The sequence below is a fragment of the Peribacillus sp. NPDC055009 genome (assembly GCF_053608705.1).
Genome location: NZ_JBSGVZ010000031.1, coordinates 1 through 26,762, shown reverse-complemented (window position 1 = coordinate 26,762; position 26,762 = coordinate 1). Strand labels below are relative to the sequence as shown.

Here is a 26,762-nt window from a genome sequence, read left to right as displayed (position 1 = left end):
GCATATATCCCAACAAATATGATCGGATAAATGATGTAATGATAGATGAAATTTTTAATGAACATATTCTTTATCGCATCGCTTTCTTATTCACTTAAACGGCCAAATTGTTTAATATGGAACACTCCTATAAAATCTTACTTTAAATTAGATTCTAATCATTCTTTTCGGTGAAAAAACATCAAATAACATCTGCATCATCCAATCGTATTTCTGCAACCTTTCCACCTTGAACACACCAAAATTCTAAGGTAATATTTCGTTTATGGTCAATGTAGCCGATAATGTCCGCTCCCTGTTCATAACTTTTATAATAATGATCTCCGTACTTCGAAAGAACTTCTGCTTTCTTACTCCCTAATTTAATCCCTTTGCTTGTTTGAAGGGAGCTTTCAAATGGAGCGTCGTCCGTACTTGAAATGATTAACCGCACAATTTTCCCTTTATCTTCGTCTGAATTTATAGAGGCCGTTTTTAACCCGCCTTTCCAATAATAATAATTATATGAATAGTTATTATCCTGATCGATGGGTTCACCATATTCCCTAATGAATTCTGGACTCGATATGTTATCCAACACTTTAAATCCCCCGATGGATTCATCAGACAAATCTGTTGATTTTGTCAATTTCTCAGAGAATGCCGAGTACACATAGAGCCCTAATGCTGTTCCAATAATAATAAGTACAATGATTAACTTTCGTTTATAATGCATTTTCCCCATCTTTAAATCTACTCCATCCATATCGGAAATAAAGTATTGGCAATACCGTTTTCCTTTTTGAACTTTAACCTAACTGAATTAGTCGATTCGCGCGTGAAGTCATTTTCGACTATCTTCCCTGTTGTAAAACTAAAAAGGAGGAACTAACTAGAAAACAGAACAGAACTGATTCCCATTATGAATCCTCCGCCTATCCCGATCGCTACTCCAAAAACCGTCCATTGTGATATGATCATACCTATTAAAAATAAAGAGAATCCTATAAGTCCAATTAACAGAACCTTTTTTTCATTCATTTTGCACCCCTATTACCCAACTAAAATATCCTTATATTATCTTATACGGATAAAATTGGTTAAGGTTTCATTCTGTACCAGATTCAATGATCCAATCGAAGTAAGAAGAGTATATCTAGTAGATTCAGATACCCTCCGTTTTTTCCCATGATAAAATCCCCTTCAAACAGAGGTGTAACACCACGATCGCTCGTGGTCTTTTTACACGTTCCATTTAAAGGGGACGGGAATTGAATATTTATATTAAGTTTCAATAAAGCTTATGAATCATCAATTGCGATATTCCAATAGTTTTTCATTCAAGTTCTTTGTTTGTGCATAGATTTCTTGGTAAATCAGGAATAAGGCTTCATACTTTTCAGCATTCTCTTTATTGGGCATGTACTGTTTCTCTTCTTTTATGAATTGGGCTGCACATTCCTTTAAAGAATCGAACCAGCCGCAGCCATAAGCCGCTAACATGGCTGCCCCCAAGCCTGGGCCTTGTTCACTTGATAGCCTGACAATTTTCGAATTGAATAAGTCCGCTTGCATTTGCAGCCACGCTTCGTTTTTGGCACCTCCGCCAATCGAAATGATTGTATCGATATTTTTTCCGCTCCTGCGGAAGATATCAATGGATTCATTCAAGGAGAAAGTGATGCCTTCAAGCACCGCCCGTACAAAGTCTTTACGCTGATGGGAGCCATCGATTCCAATGAAGCTTCCGCGTATTGCCGCATCTGCATGCGGGGTCCTTTCGCCCACTAAGTACGGAGTGAATAAAAGTCCATTAGATCCGACGGGCACATCACCTACATCTGCCAATAACGTTTCAAATGATTCACCTTTGGCAAAAACTTCTTTAAACCAAGTGAGGCTGTAGCCTGCTGCCAAGGTTACTCCCATCGTGTAGAAGGCATCAGGTGCACCATGATTAAAGTAGTGGACTTTTCCTTGAAAACCCCTGTCATCCCTTGCTTCATAGGACAATATCACCCCTGAAGTGCCGATGCTGCAGAGTGTTTTACCGTCTTCTAAAATGCCAGCGCCAATGGCACCGCAAGCATTGTCTGCACCGCCTGCAAATACACGGGTGGAAACGGTTAGCCCCGTGCGTTCTGCCACTTCGTCCGTTATCCTGCCCACTTCCGCATGTGATTCGACCAATGTCGGACATAGCCCGATATCAAGACCAAGCATCTCACAGATTTCTTTACTCCATTCCTTCTCGCTGACATTCAATAATAATGTGCCGGCTGCATCGGAGTATTCCATATGTAATTCCCCAGTCAGTTTATATCTCAGGTAATCCTTTGGAAGGACGAATTTCGCTGCATTTTTAAATACTTCAGGCTCATGCTCTTTCACCCATAGGATTTTGGGTAAAGTGAATCCTTCCAATGCAGGGTTTTTCGTTATTTCCAACAGTCGTTCTTCCCCGACCGTGTCATAAATGGTCTGACACTGATCGGTCGTCCGCGTATCATTCCAAAGGATAGCATCACGCAATACACGGTTTTCTTCATCCAGCAGGACAAGTCCATGCATTTGCCCGGAAAAGCTGATCCCTTCAATATCTTCCGGGTTTCCATCAAAGCTTTTCAGTAGCTCGGCAAGCCCGGCAACTGTCTGTTCCACCCACGTGTCAGGGTCCTGTTCACTGTAGCCTGTTTTCAGATGAATCAATGAATAGGATTTAGCTACTTCCTGCATGACCTCGCCATGTTGATTCACGAGTAAAATTTTTACCGCACTTGTCCCCAGATCGATACCGATTACGTATTTCATGGCAGCACCTCATTCTATTAAGCTTTATTCCCCTGCGTAAGCTCTTAACAAATATTGGTTGATCGTCCCTTTAACTTTCTCCAAGCGTCCTGATTGATTTTTGATTTCTTTCAATCCAAGCGCATATTCTTCCAGTTTACGAAGGTCTGTATTCCCTTCGACGATTTCCAACCCGATTCCTTCTGTATAGCTGCTATAGCGGTTTTCAATCACATCATCAAGGATTCTATCGTCGATCAACTTTTGGGCAACCTTCAGGCCGGCTGCAAAACTGTCCATTCCTGCAATGTGTGCATGGAATAGGTCTTCCAATTCAAATGAACCACGACGGACTTTAGCATCAAAGTTCAAGCCACCACGGCCTAAACCGCCATTTTTAATGATTTCATACATTGCTAGGGTTGTAGAGTACAAGTCGGTTGGGAACTCATCCGTATCCCAGCCCAATAATGGATCTCCCTGATTGGCATCAACGGATCCAAGCATATCATTTATCCGTGCATAGCGAAGCTCGTGTTCGAATGTATGGCCGGCAAGAGTGGCATGGTTTGCTTCAATATTAAATTTGAAGTGATCTTGGAGACCATAATTCTGCAGGAATGCATGACCTGTCGCTACATCGAAATCGTATTGATGTGTTGTCGGCTCTTTCGGTTTTGGTTCAATCAGTAATTGTGCATCGAACCCGATTTCTTTCGCATAATCGACCGCCATATGGAAGAAACGCCCGAGGTTATCCAATTCAAGCTTCATATCGGTGTTAAGCAGCGTTTCATATCCTTCACGTCCGCCCCAGAATACATAGTTTTCCGCGCCTAGTTCCTTACCGATTTCCAATCCTTTTTTTACCTTCGCAGCAGAATAGGCGAAAACATCCGCATTATTTGAAGATGCTGCGCCATGAGTGAAACGGGGGTTCGTGAAGTTATTCGCCGTATTCCAAAGCAATTTGGTTTGACTATCTTTCATATAGTCTTTGATCATTGCGACGATTTCATCTAAGTTGTTATAGGTTTCTCTCAAATTACTTCCTTCAGGAGCAATATCGGCGTCGTGGAAACAGAAGAATGGTACACCTAGTTTTTCAAAGAATTCGAAGGCCGCTTCTACACGCGCTTTTGCCATATCCATTCCACTGAATTTGTCCCATGGACGGATCATCGTGCCTGCACCAAATGGATCTGACCCATCGGCAGTGAATGTATGCCAATATGCCACGGCATAACGCAGGTATTCCTTCATTGTCTTCCCGCCGATGACCTCCTCCGGATTGTAAAATTTAAATGCATATGGATTTGAAGAGGTGGCACCTTCATAATTTATTTTACTGATGTTGTTAAAATAGGACATTGTTTTTACCCCCTTATTATTTCATGAATGATATCCGGTAAATGTAACTGCTTACATTTCCATTATAGCAACACTAAGTTAGTTTGTATATTAGATAAACTAAGTTTATGAAAATACCCCCATTTTACTAGTTAATCATGTAAAATGAGTAATGTAGCCTTATTATTGGCGTGAATTAAGCCGCTCCCTCTCTAAGTTCACCCATCATGCAACTCATTTCAAGGAGGAACGACACATTTATGGACAATGCCAGCCGGGTCATTTATAACATACTTGAATGGATCACTAAATTCGCTTACCTGCATATTCTGTGGATATTTTTCACTATTGCAGGCGGAGTCCTTTTCGGATTCTTTCCATCCACAACAGCCATGTTCGCAATCATCCGGGATTGGTTAAGAGGAAACACGGATATTCCCCTCTTTAATACCTACTGGAAATTTTTCAAACGCGATTTCTTGAAAAGTAATGGACTGGGAATATTCATCACAGCCATTGCCGGCATCATCGGCATCGACCTCTACTATATCCAGAATCATATAAACGATGTTTTGACATGGACTTACATCCCGTTATTCGCCTTCATCTTAGTATTCACTATATTCATATTCTATCTATTTCCTGCCTTTGTTCATTATGACTTACCTGTGTTCAAGGTCATGAAGAATGCTTTTTTGATCATGTTGATCAATCCGCTCAACAGCTTTTTAATCCTGCTTTGCCTAGGCTTGCTTTTCATGGTGATGAGAACACTTCCGGCACTGGCCTTCATTTTCGGCGGAAGCACTTATGCCTTCATTACAATGTGGCTTTGTTTACATGCTTTCAATAAAGTCCAAGGAAAACAGAATAAATAAATAAAAAATCACCCACCGTTTATCGATTCGCTTCGGTGTGGTGATTTATTTTATCGCTCTTTATCCTTTCACGGCACTCGAAGAAATCCCTTCGACGACTTTATTGCTAAAGAAGACGAATGCAAGCAATATCGGTAGGATACTAATGATTAATGTAGCCCCGATTGCCCCCCAGTCCGTCATATATTGCCCGATGAAGTTTTGGATGCCCACTGTCAGCGTTTTATATTTATCTGAACTTATAAACGTATTGACGAATACAAATTCATTCCAATTATAAATCATATTGATAATGACGGTTGTGGACATGACCGGTAACGTCATCGGAAGAATGACCTGGAAGAACATCCGGTGGACAGAACATCCATCTATGATGGCTGCCTCTTCTATTTCAACCGGCAAAGTATAGTAGAACCCAAGCAGGATCATCATGGTGATGGGCAAGTTATAAGCCGTATACGTTATAACGATCGACCATGGATTATCAATCAGATTAATATTTAAGAACATGCTGAATAAGGGGATTATTGCGGAATGAATCGGGATCATCAGGCCAACCATGAACAATCCCAACACAAGCTTGCTTAATTTCCACCTCATCCGTGAAATGGCGAAAGTGGCCATGCTCGCTAATAAAACGGTAAGTATGATCGCTATGCCTGTAATCCAAATACTATTCCAGAAGTAAACGCCTATACCGCTTTCCCAAACCTTCACATAATTTTCCCATCTTAATTCAGCTGGCCATGCAAACGGAGAACCTGAGAAGATTTCACGGTTATCCTTTAAGGAAAACAGGAATAGCCAAATGACCGGGAAGATTTGAAAAACAGCTACCAGCGTTAATAAGAGATAGAGAAAAAAGTAACCCACGCGCCCCATTATGTAACCCTCCCTTAGTATTGGATTTCTTCTTTTGTCGCTGTAACTTTACGGACGAAGACCGTCACGATCAGGGTGATGATCAATAACAAAAAGCCAACTGCACTGCCATAGCCGAAGTTATTGCTCGAGAAGGCCAGCTTATACATGTAGGATGCCATGACCTCACTAGATCCGTTCGGTCCGCCGCCAGTCATTACGTAAATCAGGTCAAAGTATTTCAAGGATCCGACCACAGCCAATACTATGGTCACCTTAACCACACCCATTATTAATGGCAATTTGATTTTGCAAGCGATTTGAAAACTGGTTGCCCCATCGATTTTTGCCGCTTCCACCAATGACTCAGGTATGTTTTTCAAAGCTGCATAATAAATCAAAATATAAAAACCGGCATATTGCCATAAGATCGGGATGAATATCGCATAGAGCACAATAGTTGGCTCCGCCAGCCATGCCGGGGGATTTTCGACCCCGATTGCCATAAGCAGACTATTCAACATTCCGTTCGTCGGGTTAAACACCTTAATCCAAAGCTGAGCTATCGCAACTGAAGACAAAAGCATCGGAATCAAATATATTTTCCTTAATAGATCGGATCCTTTTATTTTTGAAGCTAACACAAGTGATATTGCTAAATAGATCACTAAACTGAGTGTAGAGAATATCGCCAGCAAAAAGGAATGCCAGGCACTATACCAAAATTTATCGTCTTTCAATGCTTCGGTGTAATTTTCCAGCCCAATGAATTCCATGGGGCCGATACCATCCCACTTCATCAATCCATAATATCCCGTTAAAAATAATGGGATGAATATGAGTACAGCGATTAATAAGAGTGCAGGAAGGACGTACAAGGCTATAATCCACTTATTGGACATTACTTTATTCATAACCATTCAACCCCATCGTTATAAAAAGTTGAAAAGGACCATCCATCATCAAGGATATGCCCTCCTCATGTTTTGACTAAGATTACATAAAGTGAAATCAATTTCTATCAATCATTCATTCTTTCGAAAGGGCCTCTTCATGTTCTTTTGCGAATTTTTTCGGTGTTACTTCCTTACCGAACAAAGCCTGGATCATATCCAAGTGGACTTGCGCTACATCTGAATTCATTTGAACGTCAGCAAATAATGTGATATTCGTTGCTGCATTCAATTCATTCAACACATCCACATACATTTGCGGTAGATCCAAAGACTCGGCATCCACTTTAGTTGCGGGAATCACGCCTGCTTTAGTCACGGATTTTTCTCCCCATTCTTTTACGAAGAATGATGTAAATGCCTTCGCTTCTTCTTTTACTTCCGAATCCTCTGCAACGAATAACCCAACACCAGGTCCGCCAACGAAACTGTTCATGTCCCCTTTCCCGTCGACTGTCGGAAATTTGAAATAGCCTACAGAATCTCTGAATTCTTGGGGAACCCCTTCATTTGTCGTGTAATTGGGCAAGTCCCAAGTAGCGATCAAATACATCGCTGCCTGTTCGTTCATGAACATGCTTTTAGCTTCCTCATCGGATAAACCGTTAAAGCCTTTCACGAAAGCATCCATATCCACAAGGTCCTGGACTTTTTTCGCTGCCGAAACCAATGCAGGGTCTTCAAAAGAGCCAGATCTATTGATTGCATTTGTCAATACGTCTGAACCGCCCATGCGATCAGCCAAATACATATACCATAATGAACCTGTCCAACGGTCTTTATTTCCAAGTGCGATGGGTGCCACTTCCTTGTCGGATAGCGTTTTCACTACCTGTTCGAACTCTTCATACGTTTTGGGCACTTCAAGGCCATATTTTTCAAATATTGCTTTGTTATAGAATACATTCGCAACATTCAATTCCAAAGGGAGACCATAGGTTTTACCATCGATTGCGTAAGCCTCTGCAGTTCCTGATACGAAACGGTCTTTAAGATCCCCTTCCAATAAATCATCCAGAGGGGCAAACTTCTTGCCGTTAACATAAGGCTCCAAGAACCCTGCTGCCCAGGTCATCCCCACATCCGGTAATTCATCAGAAGTGGACAGTACTTTTAATTTATCTTTATATTGCTCATTACTTAGTACCTCCAGGTCGATTTTCACATCAGGATTTTCCTTTTCAAAATCCCCGATGATCTCTTTTACAATCTGATTATGCGTTTTAGAACTTCCTTCCGGCCATAAATGCATGAATTTAACCACTTTTTTGTCATCAGAACTTGCTTTTTCAGTACCCGAGCCTGAACAACCTGAGATTAATAAAATAGATGATATAACGGCAAATAATAATGTAAACGCTTTCTTTTTACCCATTCCTAACCCTCCCCAAGATATTAAAATATTGATTATTCTGTTTTTTGAGCTTATTAATAGATTATCAAACAACACATCGTTTGTCTAGTCGACAAACAAAGTTTGTAATCGTTTTATAAAATGCTACAATGTAATAAAGTCTAAAAAAACGAAGGTGAAAATCGATTGAATAAAACTTGGAATCAACATGTAGTCAAGGAAGGAAATAAATCATTAGTTCTGCAAACCATCAAGGATCGTTCTCCCATTTCAAGAGCTGATATTGCCGCCCACACCGGTTTGAACAAAGGGACTGTTTCTTCCCTCGTAAGTGAACTGCTGGAAGAACAGTTCATTTATGAATCTGGACCAGGCGAATCAAGCGGTGGCAGGAGGCCAGTCATGCTGCTCTTTAATCAGGCAGCTGGATATTCCATTGGTATCGATTTAGGCGTCAATTATTTACTGGGGGTGCTAACAGATCTCGATGGGAATATCTGTCACGAAAAAACTTTGAAATTCAATGAGCTATCATTCGAAGAACTTGAGATCAAATTGTACGAAACCATCGATCACCTCATCTCTTCTGCACCGCAAAGTCCATACGGTATCGTAGGAATTGGAATTGGGGTTCCAGGAACGGTCAGCACAAACGGAAAAATCTTGCTTGCACCTAATCTCGGTTGGAAAAACATCGATTTACAATCATTGATGCAAACGAGATACAGTCTTCCTGTCATCGTTGAAAACGAAGCGAATGCTGGTGCTTATGGGGAGAAAAAATTTGGTGCCGGCAAGGATTTCAACAATATTGTCTATGTAAGTGTTGGAATCGGGATAGGCGTCGGCCTCATTCTTAATGATCAGCTCTACAGAGGAAATAATGGACTTTCAGGTGAATTGGGCCATATGACGATCGATATACACGGTGCGGAGTGCAGATGTGGAAATGTAGGATGCTGGGAATTGTATGCATCGGAACAATCCTTAATGAAACAAGCCATTCGTTTAGGAATAGCCCCACCTGCAGACGAGGAGCTTTCCTTGGAAAGTTTATTGTCTCTTGCGGAAGATGGAGATTTGAAAACCATTCACTTATTTGAATATATCGGTGACTATTTAGGCGTGGGCATCAATAACATCATTAATATCTTCAATCCCCAGCAGGTCATCATAGGCAATCGGATGGCTTCTGCGAAACAATGGCTGACTGATCCATTAAACAAACGAATGGTCAATCAAACACAATGGTTTCACCAAAAAGATTTACGAATAAATTTTTCAGAGCTATCGACCCATTCAACAGCTTTAGGGGTAGCAGCATTTTCCGTCGAAAACTTTTTCAAGGATGATATTCCGAATATAGAGGCGATACTCTAAAGATTACAAACCCTTAAATTTGAATAGGAAACTGTCCTGCAGGGAATCGTAGTGAATTTTGCCCATCTTAGATATTCCACAGATATCACAGCTCCCTCCAAGGGATGGTTTCCTATTGAAAAAAGGACCATGCAAGAAAAAGAAAGCGCATACACTCTTTTGGATTGCCGCTCTGCTTATGTTATTCATTGCATTGCTATTATTCATAAAAAATATCAATATACGAGGTGGATTCCCATGACAACGATTCAAAACCCCATTTTAACTGGATTCAATCCCGACCCATGCATTTGCCGCGCAGGGGAAGATTATTATATTGCTGTTTCAACGTTTGAATGGTTTCCCGGTGTAGGGATTTACCATTCAAAGGATTTAAAGAATTGGCGATTGGCATCAAGACCCCTGAATCGGCTGAGTCAATTGAATATGATGGGTAACCCGGATTCCGGGGGGATATGGGCACCCGCTTTATCTTTTAGTGACGGGAAATTCTGGCTTATCTATACCGATGTGAAGGTTACAGAAGGTCAATGGAAGGATTGTCACAATTACCTGGTTACTTGCGATACCATCGATGGGGAGTGGTCAGAACCCATTCACATGAACAGCTCAGGCTTTGATCCATCACTATTCCATGATGATGATGGCAGGAAGTATTTCGTTAACATGTATTGGGATCATCGCGTCGGCAATCATAATTTTTATGGAATCATGCTCCAGGAATATAGTGTTGACCAAAAGAAACTTATCGGAAAAGCCGAAATCATCTTCAAGGGAACGGATATCAAACTGACGGAAGCCCCGCATTTATATAAAATGAATGGCCATTACTACCTGTTAACAGCAGAAGGCGGGACAAAATATGATCATCAAGCCACTATCGCCCGTTCAGAAAATTTACGGGGACCCTATGAAGTGCATCCTGAGAATCCATTGATCACTTCCATGCCATATCCCAGAAATCCGCTGCAAAAATCTGGACATGCATCCATCATTCAAACACATACAAATGAATGGTTTCTAGTTCATTTAACAGGCCGCCCATTACCTCAGGACAATCAACCCCTATTGGATCCAAGAGGATTCTGCCCATTAGGAAGGGAAACGGCCATCCAACGCTTGGAATGGAAAAATGACTGGCCTTATGTGGTTGGAGGCAATCAACCGTCCAAAGAAATTGAAGGCCCGGACATCAAGGAAGTAAAGTGGGAAAAAGGATATGAGGAAAAGGATGATTTCAATTTCAAGACATTGAATCAACATTTCCAAACCTTACGTATCCCACTTGGTGAGGATATCGTTTCACTAAATGACAACCCGGGACATTTACGTATATATGGCAAAGAATCGCTAACATCTAAATTCACACAAGCCTTTGTCGCAAGACGCTGGCAGCACTTTACCTTCACTGCAGAAACCAAAGTAGCTTTCAGACCGGATACCTTCCAACAATCAGCAGGGTTAGTAAACTACTATAATACGCAAAATTGGACATCCCTTCAGATTTCCTGGCACGAGGAAAAGGGAAGAATCCTTGAGTTCGTGACCTGTGATAACTTTTCTTTCGATCTGCCGCTTAAGAATAAGGAAATTGTCATTCCGCACGATGTCAACTATGTTTACCTGCGAGTGGATGTGAAAACGGCGATTTACGAATACTCCTATTCATTCGATGGCGAAACCTGGACCCTGATTCCTATCACATTCCAATCATACAAGCTCTCTGATGATTATATTCAAGGAGGAGGATTCTTTACTGGAGCCTTTGTGGGCATGCAGTGCCAGGATACATCCGGTCAAGGTCAGCACGCAGACTTCGATTACTTCATCTATAAAGAAAAGCATGAGTGACTAAGGTTTTAGGGGAAGAGCCTGACAAGGAACCCGACAAGCTTGGTAATTCTTTAAACGTGAAAACCCTGATTTTTTCGATTAAATGAACGACTGTCTCTTCGTAGACTACAGACTGAGTTATACCAGAGGTCCTTGGGATGGGGAATAACCACTTCTTCCCTCCCTGATCTCAAGAGAATAAACAATTTATATGTGGCAATAGCAATGCATACAAATCTTCCATTTATATTTCACTCTCGGCAATATTCATGGCCTCAATAAGAAAAACCGAAATCAGCCACTGATTTCGGTTTTTCGCTCTATTTAATTAGTGATATCTTTTTTCTGGAAGAAGAAGAAAGTTAGCGCTAAAAAGATAAGATAATAGATGCCGAGTACACCCATCGAGAATCCAAGTGTAGCTCCATCGAACATTTCTATGGTTCCGGAAATATAGCCCCTTAAATCAAGGTGGGGGAATAAGACGAATTTTAACCACTCGTATTTTCCGATGAATGATTGAATGACCATATTTAATGTCGAAGATGCAAATAGGATGAAAATGGATATCCCTACTGCAAGTGCTTGGTTTTTAAATAATGTGCTTAACATGAAAGCGATGGTCGTGATGACTAGGAATCCTGGTATCCAGTAAACGATCATGTCTACGAAATATTCGCCGACTACCACCGGACTGAATTCGAAAGATGCAGGATCCATGATTTTGTCTGAATACGAACCATTGCCAAAGAATATGATTCCGATTAGATAACTGAATATAAGCAGGCTCGCAAGTAGTAACGCTGCAAATAACAGGGAAGTAATATATTTGGAAAGTAGGATCTTCCAACGTTTATAAGGCCTGATCAACAGTTGTTTAATGGTGCCATCGGAAAATTCCGAAGAAACGAGTGAGCTGCAAACTATAACGACGAATAAAGTGACAAATGATGTTAATGATGTAGTCCATTCAGCCATATAGGTCCAATTCGTGTTTAAGTCAGGGTTTATATTATCAGCCAACAGTTGCTTGTTGTAATTAATGTCTTCCATGATGGCGGCTTTTTCATCTTCACTGATTTCCTTAGCTTCCAAAGCCTTTTGCTGTTCTTGGATATCTGCGTTTAACTCTTGCTTCCAATCTTTATTCGTTTCGTCAGGACTTAGTTTATAATCGATGACCGCAGCCCCTAATGCTGCCAATAATAGAAAAGCGATGAATATATAAGTTGATACTTTTGAAAAGATTTTCATCCATTCATTTTTTACTAAGGACATCATACAGACTCCCTCATTTCCTGCTCAGTGATTTCGAAGAATTTATCTTCCAGCGATTTTCTGGTTATGCCAATTTCAAAGACATCCAGTTCATTTACATTAAAACTCCGGTTTATATTGGCCGTTTGTTCTCGGGTGGCCGATACGGAGATTGTCTTCGCACCATTTTTTAGAATCGTAATATCCGCAAACTGTTCTTGAAGGATTTTTTTAGCTAGCTTCCCATCACTGACAGTGAATAGAACTTCATTGATCGTTTCGGTTTTTTCATCAACAATATGTTCTTTCGTATGGATCAGTTTTCCCTTTTCGATAACGGCAAAACTATCACACATCAATTGCATTTCCGATAGTAAATGTGATGAAATCAATATCCCGACGCCTTCACTTGCCAGTACTTTCAAATAATCACGAAACTCGCGGATCCCTTGCGGATCCAAGCCATTCGTCGGTTCATCAAAAATCAATAACGACGGTTTATGTAAAATGGCCTGTGCCACTCCAAGGCGCTGGCGCATTCCTAATGAATAGGTTTTAACCTTCTTATCGATGGCATGATCCAGTTTGACAAGCTTAATGACCTCTTCTATTCTCTCAGTGGATATGTCATTGGATGACATTCTTGCATAATGCAGGATATTCTTTCTGCCTGTCATGTACTTATAGAACTCCGGGTTTTCAACAATGGCCCCCAATTGATTCATCGCACCTTCGAAATCATTATCCAGGTCACTGCCATTGATCATGACAGTACCGCCCGTACGATTGATGAGACCTGTGATCATACGGATGATCGTGGTCTTACCCGCTCCATTCGGACCAAGCAAACCGAATATTTCATTGCTTTTTATTTCAAAGCTAACATTGTCTACGATGGTTGCTTTTCCAATTTTTTTAGTTAAGGATTGAACCTTAAGAACCGATTCAGACATATAATACCTTCCTTTTTTATAAATTTCCAAAATCACACAAATTCAACATTACCATATTATGCATATTATTACTATACTGATATTCTTCCATTTGGATATAAACACCCCTTGAATCAGCTGCAATCAATAGATTTGAATTTTATGGTTTCCCGTTCTTGACCTTATTGTGAAATAACATCAAGCCTTCCGTCTGCGTCAACTTCCCGCCCCAATTATCCTAAACACTGCCATCACTTTTTTTCCTCGAAATAGCAACAACTCCTATATATCGTTACCATTTAATACGATTCCGCAAGAATAAAGTTTCAGGATTATTTAATCTAATAAGGAAAATTTTTCATAACTTAATCAATATATAGGTAAATCCGATAGAAATGGACAGACCCAATGCAAAAAGAAGGATTTTTCTAATAATGGAAGGTAAAAGCTTATATATCATCATTAAAACTACATCGATGAAATTCGTTGGTATGCCGATCTCTTTAATCTCTTTCTTTTTGCCAAAAATGGCGAACCACATTACAAAAAGACCGCATAAAATAAAAATGATGGAAAAAATCTTATATCCCATTGTCTGTCACCCGTTTCCTCATAGGCTAAACGATATTGTTATTATTATCTTAACTTTCAAGTTTCAAAATGAATTCTTCAACCTCTTTGCCTCTTGCATGGGAATAACCTTTGTCTTCATCAAATCTTTCAAATCCGCATTTCTCCAGCACCCTGATGGAACCAAGATTATCCTTGGCTGCGCGGGCATAAAGAGGGCGGACTTTTATTTTCGGCAAAAAATGGAGCAGTGCCCCTGTAGCGATCCCTTTCCCCCAATATTGCTTCCCGATCCAATAACTCACTTCCGGGTTACCAAACTGTTCAAACTTGAGAATACTGCCCGCAACACATCCGTTGTGGATTATGGTCATTTTTTGAATATCCCGGTTCGATAAGATGTTCTTCCAGTGTGTCAAAAAAACCGCCTTGTCTGATGGATCTTTAGATGTGAAGGCAGCCATATAGTTTGCGGCAGGATCCAATTGCTGCTCGAAAAAGATTGGAAGATCACTCTCATTGACCTCCCGCAGCCGGACTCCTTTGTCATTGATATGCAATCCCATAAACTCACCCTCCCCACCAAAATATAACTTTCATTAAAACCAGAAAAACCGAAGACTCTGCCATCTTCGGCTCGGTTTCATCCCTTTATCATACTATACTTTCCTTCGAACGCTTATTGCTCAATATGTTTTATGACGTCAGACAAGCTCTTATCCATCATGGAACGGAGGCGTAAATGATGATTTTCAAAAGCTAAAGCTTCCGTCACGGGATTAGGAACGATCACACATTTTAAACCTGCAGTCAGGGCCGCTTGAAGCCCATTTAACGAATCTTCAAATGCTACGGCTTCTGCCGGCTGAATGGCCAGAACATCAATTGCCTTTACATACAAATCAGGCGCTGGTTTTACTTTCTCGACTTCATCCCCTGTGATAATAACTTCAAAATAGTGTAACAGTCCGAGTTCCGCCAAATGATGAGTGACCCACTCTTTTGTCGAGCTTGAAGCGAGGGCGATTTTATATCCATTTCTTTTTGCTTCTTCTAAATAATCCTTCACACCTTCACGTGCCTGTGATGTTTTCATCTTTACTTCATGGAGGCTTTTTGCTCTGGATTCAATTTCTTCAATATTACACCTTTCCCCCAACTGATCTTTAAAGTACTGATTAAGCTCAGTATTATCCGTTCCGATACATGTAACAAAATGTTCGAGGGGCAAATCAGATTCATAAAAAGCCATCGTTTCTTTATAAGCCTCATACCAAGCCGTTTCCGTATCTAAAATTAAACCATCAAAGTCGAAAATAACTGCCTTAATCAAATGATTTCCTCCTTTAACCTTAAAATAGAACTTCTATTAACTTAAACGTACATGAATGAATGCCCCTGTTCAACCAAACGGTTCCGGTCCGTTTCCATATGAAGGTGATTTTTTCCATAATTAGTTAATCACTAAGGATATGGTAACCCGATGTCCGCCTCATTTCTTTTTTATATGTTACATGTTTTAACAATTACTTAGTGCCTTCGCGGTGTTTTTCCTTAACTGCGCCTAAAAGAGTGATAGTTTAACGAATGGTTTAATTGCAGGAAACAACGAGGAGGATAAACATGAAGAAAATTTTATTAACGATCCTAACGGCTTCTGTATTCATTCTAGGAGTTTGCATGCCAACAAAAGGCGAAGCCGCTGCTTTGGATCGCACACTTTCATTTGGGATGAGTAATAGTGATGTAAAACAATTACAAGAATTATTACTGACAAAAGGGGTTTTTCCCTATCATGAAGCAACAGGTTACTACGGACCGATTACAAAGGAATCCGTAAAGAAGTTCCAGGAAAAATCAGGGCTGAAAGTCGATGGAATAGCAGGAACACAAACGAATCAGAAAATACAGGTACTGAAAAGCGGGGATATGGGAAGGCCTGTAGCTGAACTGCAAAGGCTATTGAAAGCCTGGGATGTTTACTCATCAACGGTCGATGGCATTTATGGTTCAGGTACAAAGCAAGCCGTTATCAACTTTCAAAAGCAAAAGGGCTTATCCGCTGACGGTATAGCCGGTGCACGGACCATCAGTAAATTAGAAGAAAGAGCCAGTTCGGCAAGCTCAGCCGTTAAAGAACTGACGGTTACAAGTACAGCATATACAGCAAGCTGCGAGGGATGCTCAGGCACTACAAGAATGGGTGTCGATTTAGAAAAATATGATGATGCCAAACTGATAGCAGTCGATCCGAACGTGATTCCGCTAGGCTCCATCGTTGAAGTCGAAGGCTACGGACAAGCTATCGCTGCAGACACGGGCGGTGCGATAAAAGGAAACAGAATCGATGTCTTCATCGCGAAGGAAGCGGATGCTTTAACGTGGGGAAGAAAGCAAGTGAAGGTAAGAGTAATTAAATAATGCATGACATAAATATCGTTTTACTATAAAAATAGATACATAACCAAACCGGAAGAGCATGTAATGAATCCATTCATGCTCTTTCGGTCTGATCAAACCATTTTGTACATGATAATATCATCAACGTATTCACTTTCGCTCATCTTGAATTCTTTTATTTTACGGCCTTCTTCAACAAACCCCAGCCTTTTATACAATGATATTGCCCGATGATTTGTGGAAAAAACTCCTAAACTCACCTTCTCAATCAACGGATTGGCTTCTGCCCAATCCAATAACGCTTCAATAAGCTCCTTTCCCAATCCCATCCCTCTGAAATTTTTTCTGATCATCACCCCAAATGAGCCCTTGTGGGACATTCTCTTCCTATTCTCCGATTGAAAGGCTATCCATCCAACCACTTTATCATTCATTTCGGCCACGATGATGGTTTCCCGTTCATTTTCCAATAACCTTCGTATCCAATCTCGTTGCTGTTCATATGTTTTATTGAACTCCTCCGATACGGCAATAAAATACTCGCCTTCGGAAATAACGGAATTTTGCACATCCAAAACCGCTTCCGCATCTTCCAATACACCAGTCCGAATTCTATATGCAAGCCCATTATTTTTTATATCTGACATTCCAATCCCCCTTAATGAACCATGTTCGGATCGAAGTGAACAATAGGACGGCTTTCGATGATTCTTTGTTCGATTTTTTGAACGGTTTTGTATAATGGACTATCCGCATTCTTCAAATCGTACTTTTTATGGAAAAAATTATATAACGTTAAATCCCTTAGCTTTAAAAATAGAGGAATCGTTTCATATTCTATAGGCGCAAGAATATTTTCCGTCTCATAGCCTTTTATGAATTCCCTCATGAACTTGGCAGCATATTCATCGAGCCCTTTTGTCCCTTCACGTTCCAAGCTCCACATCAGATAGTACAGAGGTATGGCCAAATCACTGGCAAACCAATGATAAGAACAGTCATCAAAGTCAAAAACATGAATCTTCCCCTCATGAAAATGGAAATTGCCGTTATGTATATCAGAATGAATCAATCCAAAATTATCTTGATGAACCGGAAGGGCATTTAACTTCTTCGTGACTAATTCTTGTTGGCGCATCAATTGCTCCGGTACATCGGATTGAAAGAGCTGAGCATTCAATAATTCTTCTTCATGCCAATCCAGCCTTTTATATTCCGCTTCTGGCTTATAACTTTTAGTTTGTTTATGCATTTGGCCAATGGTTCTTCCCCATTCAAAAAATAAAGGTTCATTGAAATTTTCATCGGTGACTTTCATTCTTACACCAGGAGCTTTTTCAAACAGGCAACAATAAAATTCTGAACCATCCGAGCCCTTTACAATTTCAACTAAGTTATTATCTTTCGAAAAGAGAACCTTAGGAATTTCAATACCATTATTCTGTAAATGCTCAATCCACTTTAACTCAGCAAGCACTTGAGCTTTTGGACGATGTGATTGATGTGTCATTCTTAAAATGTATGGCGTTCCATCCCTGTAAACCTCAAATACGTAGTTCTCTGCATCTCCAAGTTTAACCGGATTCCCCGCATTCACTTGAAAAAAATCTCCAGCCAATTTCACCAATTCATTAGAAAAAATCCGTTCTACAGCAGCTTCCATGATCTTCACTCCCATAATGATATTGCTAACTTATTATTAAAAACGATTTATACTATGCTTTATACGATACCAAGATGCCTTTTCCCTTTATTTGTATATTATTGTTTTTTATAAATCTAAAAGATAAAGCTTTTGAATAATAAGTTATTAGCAGCTCCTTCTTCCTTTTTTCAAAAAAAAAAACGCCCTATAGGGCGCGTCCAAAAATCAAGTTTCCTTTTCTTCTTCATTCGCTATTTTATTGAACTTCAAAATCGTTTCTTCAATTACTGGATTATTGAATTCCTCTTGGATGGCTGATTGTACAAACTTATCTTCACCATTCATTTCATCCCAAGCATTAACTCTGTAATCTGGATCCCGACGATTTGCTTTACCGTTTTCCTCATTATTTGACAACTATCTTCACCTCTTAAATATAGTGGAGTTCGAACCATTCATAAGCCTTTTAATAATCTTCCTTGATTGAAATGGGTGAACCCGTTGACGTATGTTGATTAACCCAGTCGAGCGACACTTTTGAAACGGCATCCCACTCAGGTATTTGTGCTTTATGTTGTTCCACCCAGCTCATGCAATACTGCGGATCTATATTGCCTTCTTCGGATTTTGCCAAGAATGACTGAATTGTGGTTTCCGTACAATTTTCCCAAGAACCACAGGTATCCTGCCAAATATGTTCCATTTTCATTTGTATATTTTCGTTAGCCATTTGGTTTCCTCCTTAATTAAATGTTACATTTTGATATCTTAATTAAGTATGTCCAAGGCTAAATAAATCATTACAAAAATTTGGGTTTTTCAGCGAAAGAATGAATTTACAGTCGTAAAAATGATGAATAAACTGATTCCGATGAACAAAAACCGCCAGAACCAATAACTGCTTATGAAAGGAAAATCATTGTCTTCTTCAATCTCCTTTACACCCTTATACAGCCAATTGTATTGAAACAAACCAAAATATAGAAACACGACTCCCGTTATAAAACAAAAAAACAAACTAGCATTTCCAACACTTCTTCGAACTCCTCACTTTTCATCCTGACGTAAACATCAAAATAAGGACTTTTGTTCAAACTCTGCAGCAGAAGGATATTCTCTTTAGTAAGATGAGTAGTTCAATATATTTTTTCAAAGGAATTGGATTCGTTATTATACTTGCAATAAAAGTGCCAATTTCTATAAGTTGTTAAATTTCGTGGGTATTGGAGCATTTGCGGTGAGTTTGGGGCTTATTCTTGTGAGTTTCAGCGATTTACTCTTGAATTTCGAACTTTTACTTGTGAATCGTCGGGAGTTTTGGCAATTTACTCGTGAATTTCACGTGTTTACTCGTGAATTTATCTTAAATTGATCTCTTCTTACTTAAAATGTTAATAATCCAATACACATAGTGGACAACGTGTCTACATTCACTCCATTTACTCCATAAAATGGCACAAAAAAAGCTGAATACTCAGCTCTTTTACGTCGCTTTTCTTACTCACAGCGTTTTTCTAAATGAGTAGCACCATTTATCATAATCTAATTTCTCTTCATAGAAACGGTGGGCTTCGTTTCGTTGGATCCCAGATTCCAATGCCACATATGCAGCTCCGTTTTCTTTTGCCCAGTTATGTATATAACTTAATAACTTCTCTCCATATCCAAATGAGCGGTGTGCAGAATCTGTTACAAGGTCATAAATAAACACGTGACGTTTATTATAAAAGTTCACTCTCCAGCTTAAACCAGCCAAGGATACAACCTGGTTATCTTTATATAAAGCAAACAAACAGTATCCGTCCTTCCTCATTTCTTCAAGTAACTCCAGATATGTTTTTTGAGTTAAGTCAGTACGCAACTGATTCATGATTGGAAAGGCTTCTAACCATTGTTCTTTTTTGGTCAATTCTTGTATTGTTCCTGTCGAATTCATATTAACACCCCTGAAATTTTTATTTAAATGTAATTCAACTTTGAACACCGTAAGTCCTTCTTCACTATATTTTTGTAATCGTTTGCAGATGGAATCGGTGGGAATGTCGATGTTTAACCGTACTTTTTAACGGCTAAAGTATGACTAGATCAATAGTTTAAGAGGAGGAGATTTTCTTTGAATATTTATGAACAGCAAAAGAACGGACAGCCCGGACAAACACAGGACAGACAGCCTGGCATTGAATCTGAGATGAATCCACTTCCGATTCAGCCAAAGGATTACATAGGAAGCGGTAAGCTAAAAGACCGCGTTGCCTTGATTACGGGCGGAGATAGCGGCATCGGACGTGCGGTTGCCATTGCTTATGCAAAGGAAGGCGCCCATGTGGTCGTGAACTATTTTGATGAGCACGGTGATGCCGAAGAAACGAAGCAGCTGATTGAAGCGGAAGGCGTTCGCTGCCTCTTGCTTCCAAGTGACGTTTCCGTGGAGGCGAATTGTAAGGAATTGATTACGAAGACGCTGGACGAGTTCGGAAAGCTGGACATCCTCGTCAATAATGCAGCGGTGCAATTCCCGACGGAAAACATTAAGGATATCACGGACGAACAATGGGACAAAACGTTCCGCACCAATATTTATTCAGTATTTTACATGAGCAAGCACGCGGTTCCTCATATGAAGCAAGGCAACTCGGTCATCAACACAACATCGATCAACCCGTACAGAGGACATGCAACTTTGATGGATTATACAGCGACAAAAGGGGCAATCGTCGGATTCACACGCAGCCTTGCACAGAATGTGGCTAAAAAAGGGATCCGCGTCAATATGGTTGCACCAGGACCGATTTGGACTCCGCTCATCCCGGCGACGTTCGACGAACAATCCGTAGCCGAATTCGGTACCGAGGCACCGCTTGGCCGCCCCGGGCAGCCGGCAGATCATGCAGGTGCCTATGTGCTGCTGGCATCTGATGAAGGTGCTTATATAACAGGACAGTGCATTCACATCAACGGCGGGATCACGATGTCCTCATAAACCCAAAACGACCGAAAAGCATGGTGCTTTTCGGTCGTTCTTTGTGAAATTTAATTTCCTATGCCGGGCGAATTCATCAATACAATTCTCCAACCATCCGGATCTTCTATAGTAACACCTGATTTTTCCCAATATGGATTTTCCGGAGAAACCGGTTCATAGCCCATACCTTTCAACCTATTCGTGATTTCCTCAATGGTTTTACGTTCAGGAATATAAAAGACAAGCAGATTATCTTTTGATGGGGCAGGACTAGGACTGCCATCCTTATGTTGAGTAAACTCCAGATGATAGCTGGAATCAGGAAGACCGATCATGATACCGTCATATCCCTCGTGCCCTTCAAAAGAACAGATTTTTTTCAAACCTAATCCTTCACAATAGAAGTGTATAACCTTTTTTAGTTGATCAGTAGGACGTGCAACCCGGATCTGCGCTACTTTCATTTCAGTTGGCCATTTACTTTCCATTGTCCCATCCCTCTCTGAAAATCGAATTAAATTTCTTCTTTCAAATTACTTTTACCAATATTCATGCCAAAACCTAATGCAATCGCCGCACCTAAACAACTGAAAAGACAGCCAGCTCCCAAGAAAATGGTTGGATTTGATTCACCAATCATCACTGAAGCTATACCTCCAATTGCCGGAAAAAGGGCAACCATGTATCCACTTTTCGCCCCGCCTATCTTTTCTACAAGCTTGAGGTAGAATAGCCAAGCTCCAAAGGAAGCGAATATAGTTAAATAGAACAAAGCAGATAAATATGTAATGGATGTCGGTATAGTGACTGCTTGTCCTTGGATGAACACAATGGCCGCCAAAAGAATTCCTCCTGCTGCAAATCCAAGTACATTGGCATAGATTGGGTTCACTTTCTTCCTGGCATTTCTAGCTGAGCTTGCATCGCCCAATGCAGTGAGGATGGTACCAAGAACAGCCATCATGATGCCCTTTATATCATTGAATCCATGAATATCATGTAAACTCGGATAAATAACAATACAAACAGCCAGCACACCAATTATCCCGCCAATTAAGATACGTGAATGCAATGGTTCCTTCAAAAAAACACGAAGGGCAATGGGCGTTAAAATGACTTTCAATGAAAATATTAACGTAACCATTGCTGCTGAACTTAAGATAGTGGCGTAATAAAGGCATAAATAGCTTAAAGCAAAATTAAAAATTCCAAACACAATAATGAATGGAACATCCTTTTTCTTGGGTTTTCCTTTAGGTCTAAGCATGCACAATAAAATGAAAAATAGGATGGCCGTCAAACCTAAACGGTATGTTAAAGATAATTCTAAACTCACAGGTGTACCTTGAATCTTAACGGCGATAAAATTAAGTCCCCATACTAATAAACAAAATATGTACATAAAGTTAGTCATAATAACATGACCAATTTGCGATATTGCCCACTTTCTATCAGTTTATGAAACTCGTCGTAACTGTTTTTCCCATCCATAATTAAACCGCCTTCTATTAAAAATCACATATGTAATAATAAAGTAAATATTACCAATTCAAAGGGGATTGTCAATATATAAAAATACATTTCGAAAAGCCCTCCAGTTAATTTGGAGAGCTTTTCATTGGCAAACGACTATTAGCACAAACTCGGTAATTGAGTTTCGCAAACGTTCCATCTGATTTCAAAAATCCAATAAGGAGTACAGGAAAAAACTTAAAGGACCTAGTCTTATACATAATTCGGTGTGAGATCAGCCTACAGTTTTTTTCAAGAAGACGTTCCAGTGATTTCAGAAATCCGCTCCCTTTCCGCCGACTGTCTGCCAAGCCTCCTCGGCACAAGCGCCTGTGGGGTCTCGGCTAGCCAGTTTTTCGGCAGGAGTGTCGCAAATTTCTTCCATCCAATAAGGAGTACAGGAAAAAAACTTAAAGGACCTAGTCTTATACATAATTCGGTGTGAGATCAGCCTATAGTTTCTTCAAGAAAACATCAGCTGCTTTCAGGAAATCCGCTTCCTTACCGCCGACTGTCTGCCAAGCCTCCTCGGCGCAAACGTCTGTGGGGTCTCGGCTAGCCAGTTTTTCGGCAGGATGTCGCAAATTTCTTCAATCCATTCCAACCTTCAGGGTTCGGGATGCGATTCCGATTCCCTTTTGTCTAATAACTGTGGCCAACGACTATTAACCTTTATAGCTAACTTGTCCAGTTTCAACCAGTTCCTTCAGTCCCATAAACATTAAGTTCCAGCCATGTTCAGATCCATCGTGATACTCTCCAAGAGCTTTTTCGATATCGGATTCTGTCCAATTTTCTTCATGAGGAACGATGATTTTTTGTAAAAATGTCATTTCACAGCCCTTTTTAAGTTTTTTCAGTTCAACTGTAATTGTATCTACTGATTCACTGAATTGCGGCATTTTAAAAGTGAACACTAATTTATTGGGAGGGTCCATTTCAAGGTACTCCCCTATCGCCCGATAATCTTTTCCATCGCGATGATCAATAATTTCCCAAGTACCTCCCACTTGAGAATCATTTTGTGCCACCTTATTTGTCCCTTCCAATGTAAAAAACCATTTTCTCATCATCTCAGGGGTCAACCATGCATCAAAAACCATTTCAGGCACTACATCAAAATTTCTTATCATTTTTAAAGTGGTTGTTGAGTATTTTTCCATTTACATGCTCCTTACGTCAATTTTATGGGTTTACCTTTTTACATACTTTTCAATTCCTCTTTTGAGACAGCACGCCAACCGTTTGCTTCCAGTTTCTCTATATAGGTTTCCATCCTGATTTCCTTAATCTCAATCGCAAGCGGGTGCAGCGAAACAAAACATTCATTTGAGGCATAATTAATCGAAACCTTTACAACTTCATATCCATTATGAAATCCTGAATCGAATCCTGGATCATCCATTATATCCCCTTTAACAGGAAGAATATCAGATTCAAATGTTTTCATCATTGATATACCATTTTCATTTTCTTTTATTGATGTAATGAAGATCATTAAATTTATTTTCATTGCAGTCTCCTTTTCTCTATCCTTTAGCTTCCTGCGCCCTTGCTCCAATTGAGGTAAAGAGCTTGTTGGTTCTTTAAGACTTAGGAATTCACTATTTCCTTTTTCATATTTTGAAAGGAATAGATATCATTTGCAACTTTAAATAGTTCCCCGTTCTTGGAGAAAATCGCACTTCCATTTGGTATAGCATATATCCTTCGTTCATTTGAAAGGGGAATTAATTCTCCATCTATATTATCCTCGTAATGGACCTCAACGCTAAACCCAACTAATCCTAAGCCCTTGATCACTACCGTTACTGGGTAGTCTTTATCTTTTGTTATTATGCAATCATTACAGAAGGCTAATGAACCCGCACTATATCCGATGATTAAACCTTGAAAGTCTTTGATAATTGGGACAAGTCCTTTTTCTTCTATAACATGGATTAACCTTTCTGGCTTTCCACCAATAAAGTAAAGAATATCATGTTCTTTTATAGACTTTTTCATTTCTTTGTCTGAAAGGTCTTCGTTTAATAATTCAATACTTACATTCTCCATGATTGAAAAGGCTTGTTTTATACTTGCCATCCAACTTTCATACCTGGAATTGTCGGTTGCAAAAGGGATAATTAAAATCTTAGCATCACGTTTAATCATTTTTGAAAGTTCCAGGAACACTTCACCTAATTCATTATCCGTGTGATTTCCGCCACCAATAAAACAAATGTCCATATATGTCCCCCAATTTTTCACGTGCTATTCTCTTAAAATATTCTATGTAAATAGGTCAATACCTTTATATGTCACCGCTCTTCAGCTAAATTGCCCCGTAGCTCCATAATAAAAGGGTGCCGCAGCACCCTCATTTAAACCCTTGCCTATTTTCTCAAATATACGACACTGTCGTTTCTGTCTACTCGAAATTTTTAATCATCCTTAATATTAAGCATATAGCCAGCATCCTGAGATTCAAAAAATATACCATATCCATTATTCTAAGGATAACCATATAAATAGCAGAATTCCTTCATTTACAATAAAAAAAGAATTGCCACCAAGAAAATGCCACCGATAATTTATTTTAAATATCGTATTGACCTATAAATTCAAAAATCTCATCAACAGCTTGGTGATACCCACCCGATTTTTGAAAGGATTCTTTTAAACTTGAAACAGTTTTATGGAAAGTTGGGTCGTTTAACACATGATCTGCGGCCTTACGCAGTTGTTTTGCAGTCAAGCTTTGCATTTGTAATGTAATACCGGCTCCGATATTGGCAACTTGCCCTGCAATCATCGGCTGATCCGCGCTTTGCGGGATGACAATTAGCGGAACCCCGTAGTAGAGCCCCTCATTGGTACTATTCATTCCACCATGTGTGATAAATAATTTAGTGTATTTTAGCACTTCCGTTTGTGGAACATATTTTTTCACAATGAAGTTTTTGGGGATTTCTCCTAATTCAATTAGCAGGGTTTGTTGACCGACCGACATAACAACCGTGTGATTACTATTTCCAAATGCTTCAAAACAAAGCTTATAAAAATCAAGAGACCGGTTAAAAACTGTCCCAAGAGAAATGTAAAGGGGATTTTTTCCTTTGATATCAGCAAGGTCAAAGTTATCCTGCTTTAATCGTGAAGAGATGGATGGACCTACAAATTTGTAAGTTTGGTCGAATGCTTCTTTAAAAGGCTGAAACTCCCTAGTTGTATAGACGATTGAAAGTGGTGCAGGATTACAAAAAACTTCGTAAGCAGAATGGATCTCCACTTCATATTTTTCCTTCACCCTTACCGTCAATCTTTGAAATTCATCGTGTATAGTTTTACCTATTTCTGGAGGAATTTCTTTAGAAAGCTGTTCCAGCATTTTATCGAATGATGCTTTTGTCTGTGCAAAAGAAGTACAAGAATTGATTGCGGGAAGCTTAAGGATTTGGGCAAGCATACGTCCACAGCCAAACATGGAATCATGGATGATGTAATCAAAATGCTCTCCTTTGATCTGTTCAAGCACGCTAGGTATGACGATATCTACCGTATGTAAAAGACCGTTGATTCTTTCGAGTAAATAATTTCTTCCCCCTGAGAGAAAAGCTTCTATAAATTTTTCACCGTCAATTGTTCGTACAGTAGCTCCCGTCTTCTCAATTCGTTCTCGAAAAGCTTCTATCGTAAAGTACACTACCTCTTCTCCTCGTGAAATAAGCTCTTGCACAACTCCAATAGTTGGATTGATATGTCCTTCTGATCCACCATTAATAAATAAAACACGTGCCATTTTACCACTCCTTAGATAATTCTGTAAGAGTAGGGTCACTGTACCATACCCTTCCGAACTCAAATAATTTAAATTTATCATAGTACAATACTTGAAAATCTCAAACTCCTAATCACCCTTGTTTTGGGTGGACCTCAGAGGAGTTTAACTGAAAAAGGTATTCCTAATAAAGACTAGGTGTTCAAAGACTAAGTAATCGTGCTCATTATGTAACTGGGGATTTCGCCCAAGAAGAATGTCTACAATTTCAACCATTATGGTAAATATAATTCTTGAATGAATAACAAATAATCAATAATATTAAATTACGAATTAATATTATTGC

28 protein-coding genes are annotated in these 26,762 nt (G+C 39.7%); 5 read left to right on the top strand and 23 right to left on the bottom strand.

What is annotated here, in order from left to right; genetic code table 11:
• Positions 1-181: 181 nt before the first annotated feature.
• The 4 genes from ACWF5P_RS26000 to xylA form a co-directional block, all read right to left on the bottom strand.
• Complete coding sequence (locus ACWF5P_RS26000) at positions 182-724, bottom strand: hypothetical protein (RefSeq protein WP_434168628.1); 543 nt, start codon at positions 722-724, stop codon at positions 182-184.
• A 143-nt stretch (positions 725-867) separates the two neighbouring features.
• A complete protein-coding gene (locus ACWF5P_RS25995) occupies positions 868-1,020 on the bottom strand; it encodes a hypothetical protein (protein ID WP_434168627.1) in 153 nt (50 codons plus the stop codon).
• A 270-nt stretch (positions 1,021-1,290) separates the two neighbouring features.
• Complete coding sequence (gene xylB, locus ACWF5P_RS25990; RefSeq protein ID WP_434168626.1) at positions 1,291-2,790, bottom strand: xylulokinase; 1,500 nt, start codon at positions 2,788-2,790, stop codon at positions 1,291-1,293.
• 24 nt (positions 2,791-2,814) lie between these two features.
• Positions 2,815-4,140, bottom strand: coding sequence for a xylose isomerase (xylA, locus tag ACWF5P_RS25985; protein ID WP_452445495.1), 1,326 nt, complete (start codon positions 4,138-4,140; stop codon positions 2,815-2,817).
• A 239-nt stretch (positions 4,141-4,379) separates the two neighbouring features.
• Between xylA and ACWF5P_RS25980 the strand changes: the two genes are divergently transcribed.
• A complete protein-coding gene (locus tag ACWF5P_RS25980) occupies positions 4,380-4,997 on the top strand; it encodes a DUF624 domain-containing protein (RefSeq protein WP_434168624.1) in 618 nt (205 codons plus the stop codon).
• Positions 4,998-5,057: 60 nt separating this feature from the next.
• Here ACWF5P_RS25980 and ACWF5P_RS25975 read toward each other — a convergent pair whose 3' ends face one another.
• The 3 genes from ACWF5P_RS25975 to ACWF5P_RS25965 all read right to left on the bottom strand — a co-directional run bounded on the left by ACWF5P_RS25975 (position 5,058) and on the right by ACWF5P_RS25965 (position 8,186).
• Positions 5,058-5,879 (bottom strand): ABC transporter permease subunit, encoded by an 822-nt coding sequence (locus ACWF5P_RS25975; protein ID WP_434168623.1) that lies wholly within the window; start codon positions 5,877-5,879, stop codon positions 5,058-5,060.
• A 14-nt stretch (positions 5,880-5,893) separates the two neighbouring features.
• On the bottom strand, positions 5,894-6,772 hold the full coding sequence (locus tag ACWF5P_RS25970) for a carbohydrate ABC transporter permease (RefSeq protein WP_375090303.1): 879 nt from the start codon (positions 6,770-6,772) through the stop codon (positions 5,894-5,896).
• A gap of 115 nt (positions 6,773-6,887) precedes the next feature.
• Positions 6,888-8,186: an extracellular solute-binding protein gene (locus ACWF5P_RS25965; protein WP_370016414.1), complete on the bottom strand. Its 1,299-nt coding sequence runs from the start codon at positions 8,184-8,186 to the stop codon at positions 6,888-6,890.
• Positions 8,187-8,351: 165 nt separating this feature from the next.
• Between ACWF5P_RS25965 and ACWF5P_RS25960 the strand changes: the two genes are divergently transcribed.
• Together ACWF5P_RS25960 and ACWF5P_RS25955 are read left to right on the top strand one after the other, a co-directional pair.
• On the top strand, positions 8,352-9,545 hold the full coding sequence (locus ACWF5P_RS25960) for an ROK family protein (RefSeq protein ID WP_434168622.1): 1,194 nt from the start codon (positions 8,352-8,354) through the stop codon (positions 9,543-9,545).
• A 237-nt stretch (positions 9,546-9,782) separates the two neighbouring features.
• Entirely contained in the window at positions 9,783-11,396 is a 1,614-nt protein-coding gene (locus tag ACWF5P_RS25955; protein ID WP_434168621.1) for a family 43 glycosylhydrolase, read from the top strand.
• A gap of 306 nt (positions 11,397-11,702) precedes the next feature.
• Here the strand turns inward: ACWF5P_RS25955 and ACWF5P_RS25950 are convergent, their stop codons facing one another.
• From ACWF5P_RS25950 to ACWF5P_RS25930, 5 genes are all read right to left on the bottom strand, one after another.
• Positions 11,703-12,656 carry an ABC transporter permease gene (locus tag ACWF5P_RS25950; protein ID WP_452445494.1) on the bottom strand — a complete coding sequence of 318 codons (954 nt, stop codon included), beginning with the start codon at positions 12,654-12,656 and terminating at the stop codon, positions 11,703-11,705.
• Positions 12,656-13,588 (bottom strand): ATP-binding cassette domain-containing protein, encoded by a 933-nt coding sequence (locus ACWF5P_RS25945; protein WP_434168619.1) that lies wholly within the window; start codon positions 13,586-13,588, stop codon positions 12,656-12,658. The genes ACWF5P_RS25950 and ACWF5P_RS25945 overlap by 1 nt, the downstream gene beginning before the upstream one ends.
• A gap of 337 nt (positions 13,589-13,925) precedes the next feature.
• Entirely contained in the window at positions 13,926-14,159 is a 234-nt protein-coding gene (locus ACWF5P_RS25940) for a hypothetical protein (protein WP_101225766.1), read from the bottom strand.
• 49 nt (positions 14,160-14,208) lie between these two features.
• Positions 14,209-14,703, bottom strand: coding sequence for a GNAT family N-acetyltransferase (locus ACWF5P_RS25935; protein WP_434168618.1), 495 nt, complete (start codon positions 14,701-14,703; stop codon positions 14,209-14,211).
• Positions 14,704-14,816: 113 nt separating this feature from the next.
• Positions 14,817-15,467, bottom strand: coding sequence for an HAD-IA family hydrolase (locus ACWF5P_RS25930; protein ID WP_434169610.1), 651 nt, complete (start codon positions 15,465-15,467; stop codon positions 14,817-14,819).
• A 293-nt stretch (positions 15,468-15,760) separates the two neighbouring features.
• Between ACWF5P_RS25930 and ACWF5P_RS25925 the strand changes: the two genes are divergently transcribed.
• Positions 15,761-16,558, top strand: a complete 798-nt coding sequence (locus tag ACWF5P_RS25925; RefSeq protein WP_101225763.1) for a peptidoglycan-binding protein — start codon at positions 15,761-15,763, stop codon at positions 16,556-16,558.
• Between the two features lie 92 nt (positions 16,559-16,650).
• Here ACWF5P_RS25925 and ACWF5P_RS25920 read toward each other — a convergent pair whose 3' ends face one another.
• The 5 genes from ACWF5P_RS25920 to ACWF5P_RS25900 all read right to left on the bottom strand — a co-directional run bounded on the left by ACWF5P_RS25920 (position 16,651) and on the right by ACWF5P_RS25900 (position 20,118).
• Positions 16,651-17,184: an N-acetyltransferase family protein gene (locus ACWF5P_RS25920; protein ID WP_452445493.1), complete on the bottom strand. Its 534-nt coding sequence runs from the start codon at positions 17,182-17,184 to the stop codon at positions 16,651-16,653.
• An 11-nt stretch (positions 17,185-17,195) separates the two neighbouring features.
• The gene (locus ACWF5P_RS25915; protein WP_452445492.1) at positions 17,196-18,200 is read right to left on the bottom strand and encodes a phosphotransferase enzyme family protein; all 1,005 of its coding nucleotides are present in this window, start codon (positions 18,198-18,200) and stop codon (positions 17,196-17,198) included.
• 207 nt (positions 18,201-18,407) lie between these two features.
• The gene (locus tag ACWF5P_RS25910; RefSeq protein WP_452445491.1) at positions 18,408-18,599 is read right to left on the bottom strand and encodes a hypothetical protein; all 192 of its coding nucleotides are present in this window, start codon (positions 18,597-18,599) and stop codon (positions 18,408-18,410) included.
• A 49-nt stretch (positions 18,600-18,648) separates the two neighbouring features.
• Complete coding sequence (locus ACWF5P_RS25905; protein WP_101225759.1) at positions 18,649-18,912, bottom strand: hypothetical protein; 264 nt, start codon at positions 18,910-18,912, stop codon at positions 18,649-18,651.
• A 771-nt stretch (positions 18,913-19,683) separates the two neighbouring features.
• On the bottom strand, positions 19,684-20,118 hold the full coding sequence (locus ACWF5P_RS25900; RefSeq protein ID WP_427575475.1) for a GNAT family N-acetyltransferase: 435 nt from the start codon (positions 20,116-20,118) through the stop codon (positions 19,684-19,686).
• Positions 20,119-20,295: 177 nt separating this feature from the next.
• On the opposite strand from ACWF5P_RS25900, the gene ACWF5P_RS25895 reads away from it, so the two are divergent.
• A complete protein-coding gene (locus ACWF5P_RS25895) occupies positions 20,296-21,162 on the top strand; it encodes an SDR family oxidoreductase (protein WP_452445490.1) in 867 nt (288 codons plus the stop codon).
• A 50-nt stretch (positions 21,163-21,212) separates the two neighbouring features.
• Here the strand turns inward: ACWF5P_RS25895 and ACWF5P_RS25890 are convergent, their stop codons facing one another.
• From ACWF5P_RS25890 to ACWF5P_RS25865, 6 genes are all read right to left on the bottom strand, one after another.
• Positions 21,213-21,632, bottom strand: coding sequence for a VOC family protein (locus ACWF5P_RS25890; RefSeq protein WP_452445489.1), 420 nt, complete (start codon positions 21,630-21,632; stop codon positions 21,213-21,215).
• 26 nt (positions 21,633-21,658) lie between these two features.
• A complete protein-coding gene (locus ACWF5P_RS25885) occupies positions 21,659-22,558 on the bottom strand; it encodes a DMT family transporter (RefSeq protein ID WP_452445488.1) in 900 nt (299 codons plus the stop codon).
• A 763-nt stretch (positions 22,559-23,321) separates the two neighbouring features.
• Complete coding sequence (locus ACWF5P_RS25880) at positions 23,322-23,819, bottom strand: SRPBCC family protein (protein WP_452445487.1); 498 nt, start codon at positions 23,817-23,819, stop codon at positions 23,322-23,324.
• A gap of 38 nt (positions 23,820-23,857) precedes the next feature.
• On the bottom strand, positions 23,858-24,169 hold the full coding sequence (locus ACWF5P_RS25875; RefSeq protein WP_452445486.1) for a hypothetical protein: 312 nt from the start codon (positions 24,167-24,169) through the stop codon (positions 23,858-23,860).
• A gap of 80 nt (positions 24,170-24,249) precedes the next feature.
• Complete coding sequence (locus ACWF5P_RS25870) at positions 24,250-24,885, bottom strand: Type 1 glutamine amidotransferase-like domain-containing protein (RefSeq protein WP_452445485.1); 636 nt, start codon at positions 24,883-24,885, stop codon at positions 24,250-24,252.
• 349 nt (positions 24,886-25,234) lie between these two features.
• Entirely contained in the window at positions 25,235-26,437 is a 1,203-nt protein-coding gene (locus tag ACWF5P_RS25865; protein WP_452445484.1) for a macrolide family glycosyltransferase, read from the bottom strand.
• Between the last annotated feature and the right edge of the window lie 325 nt (positions 26,438-26,762).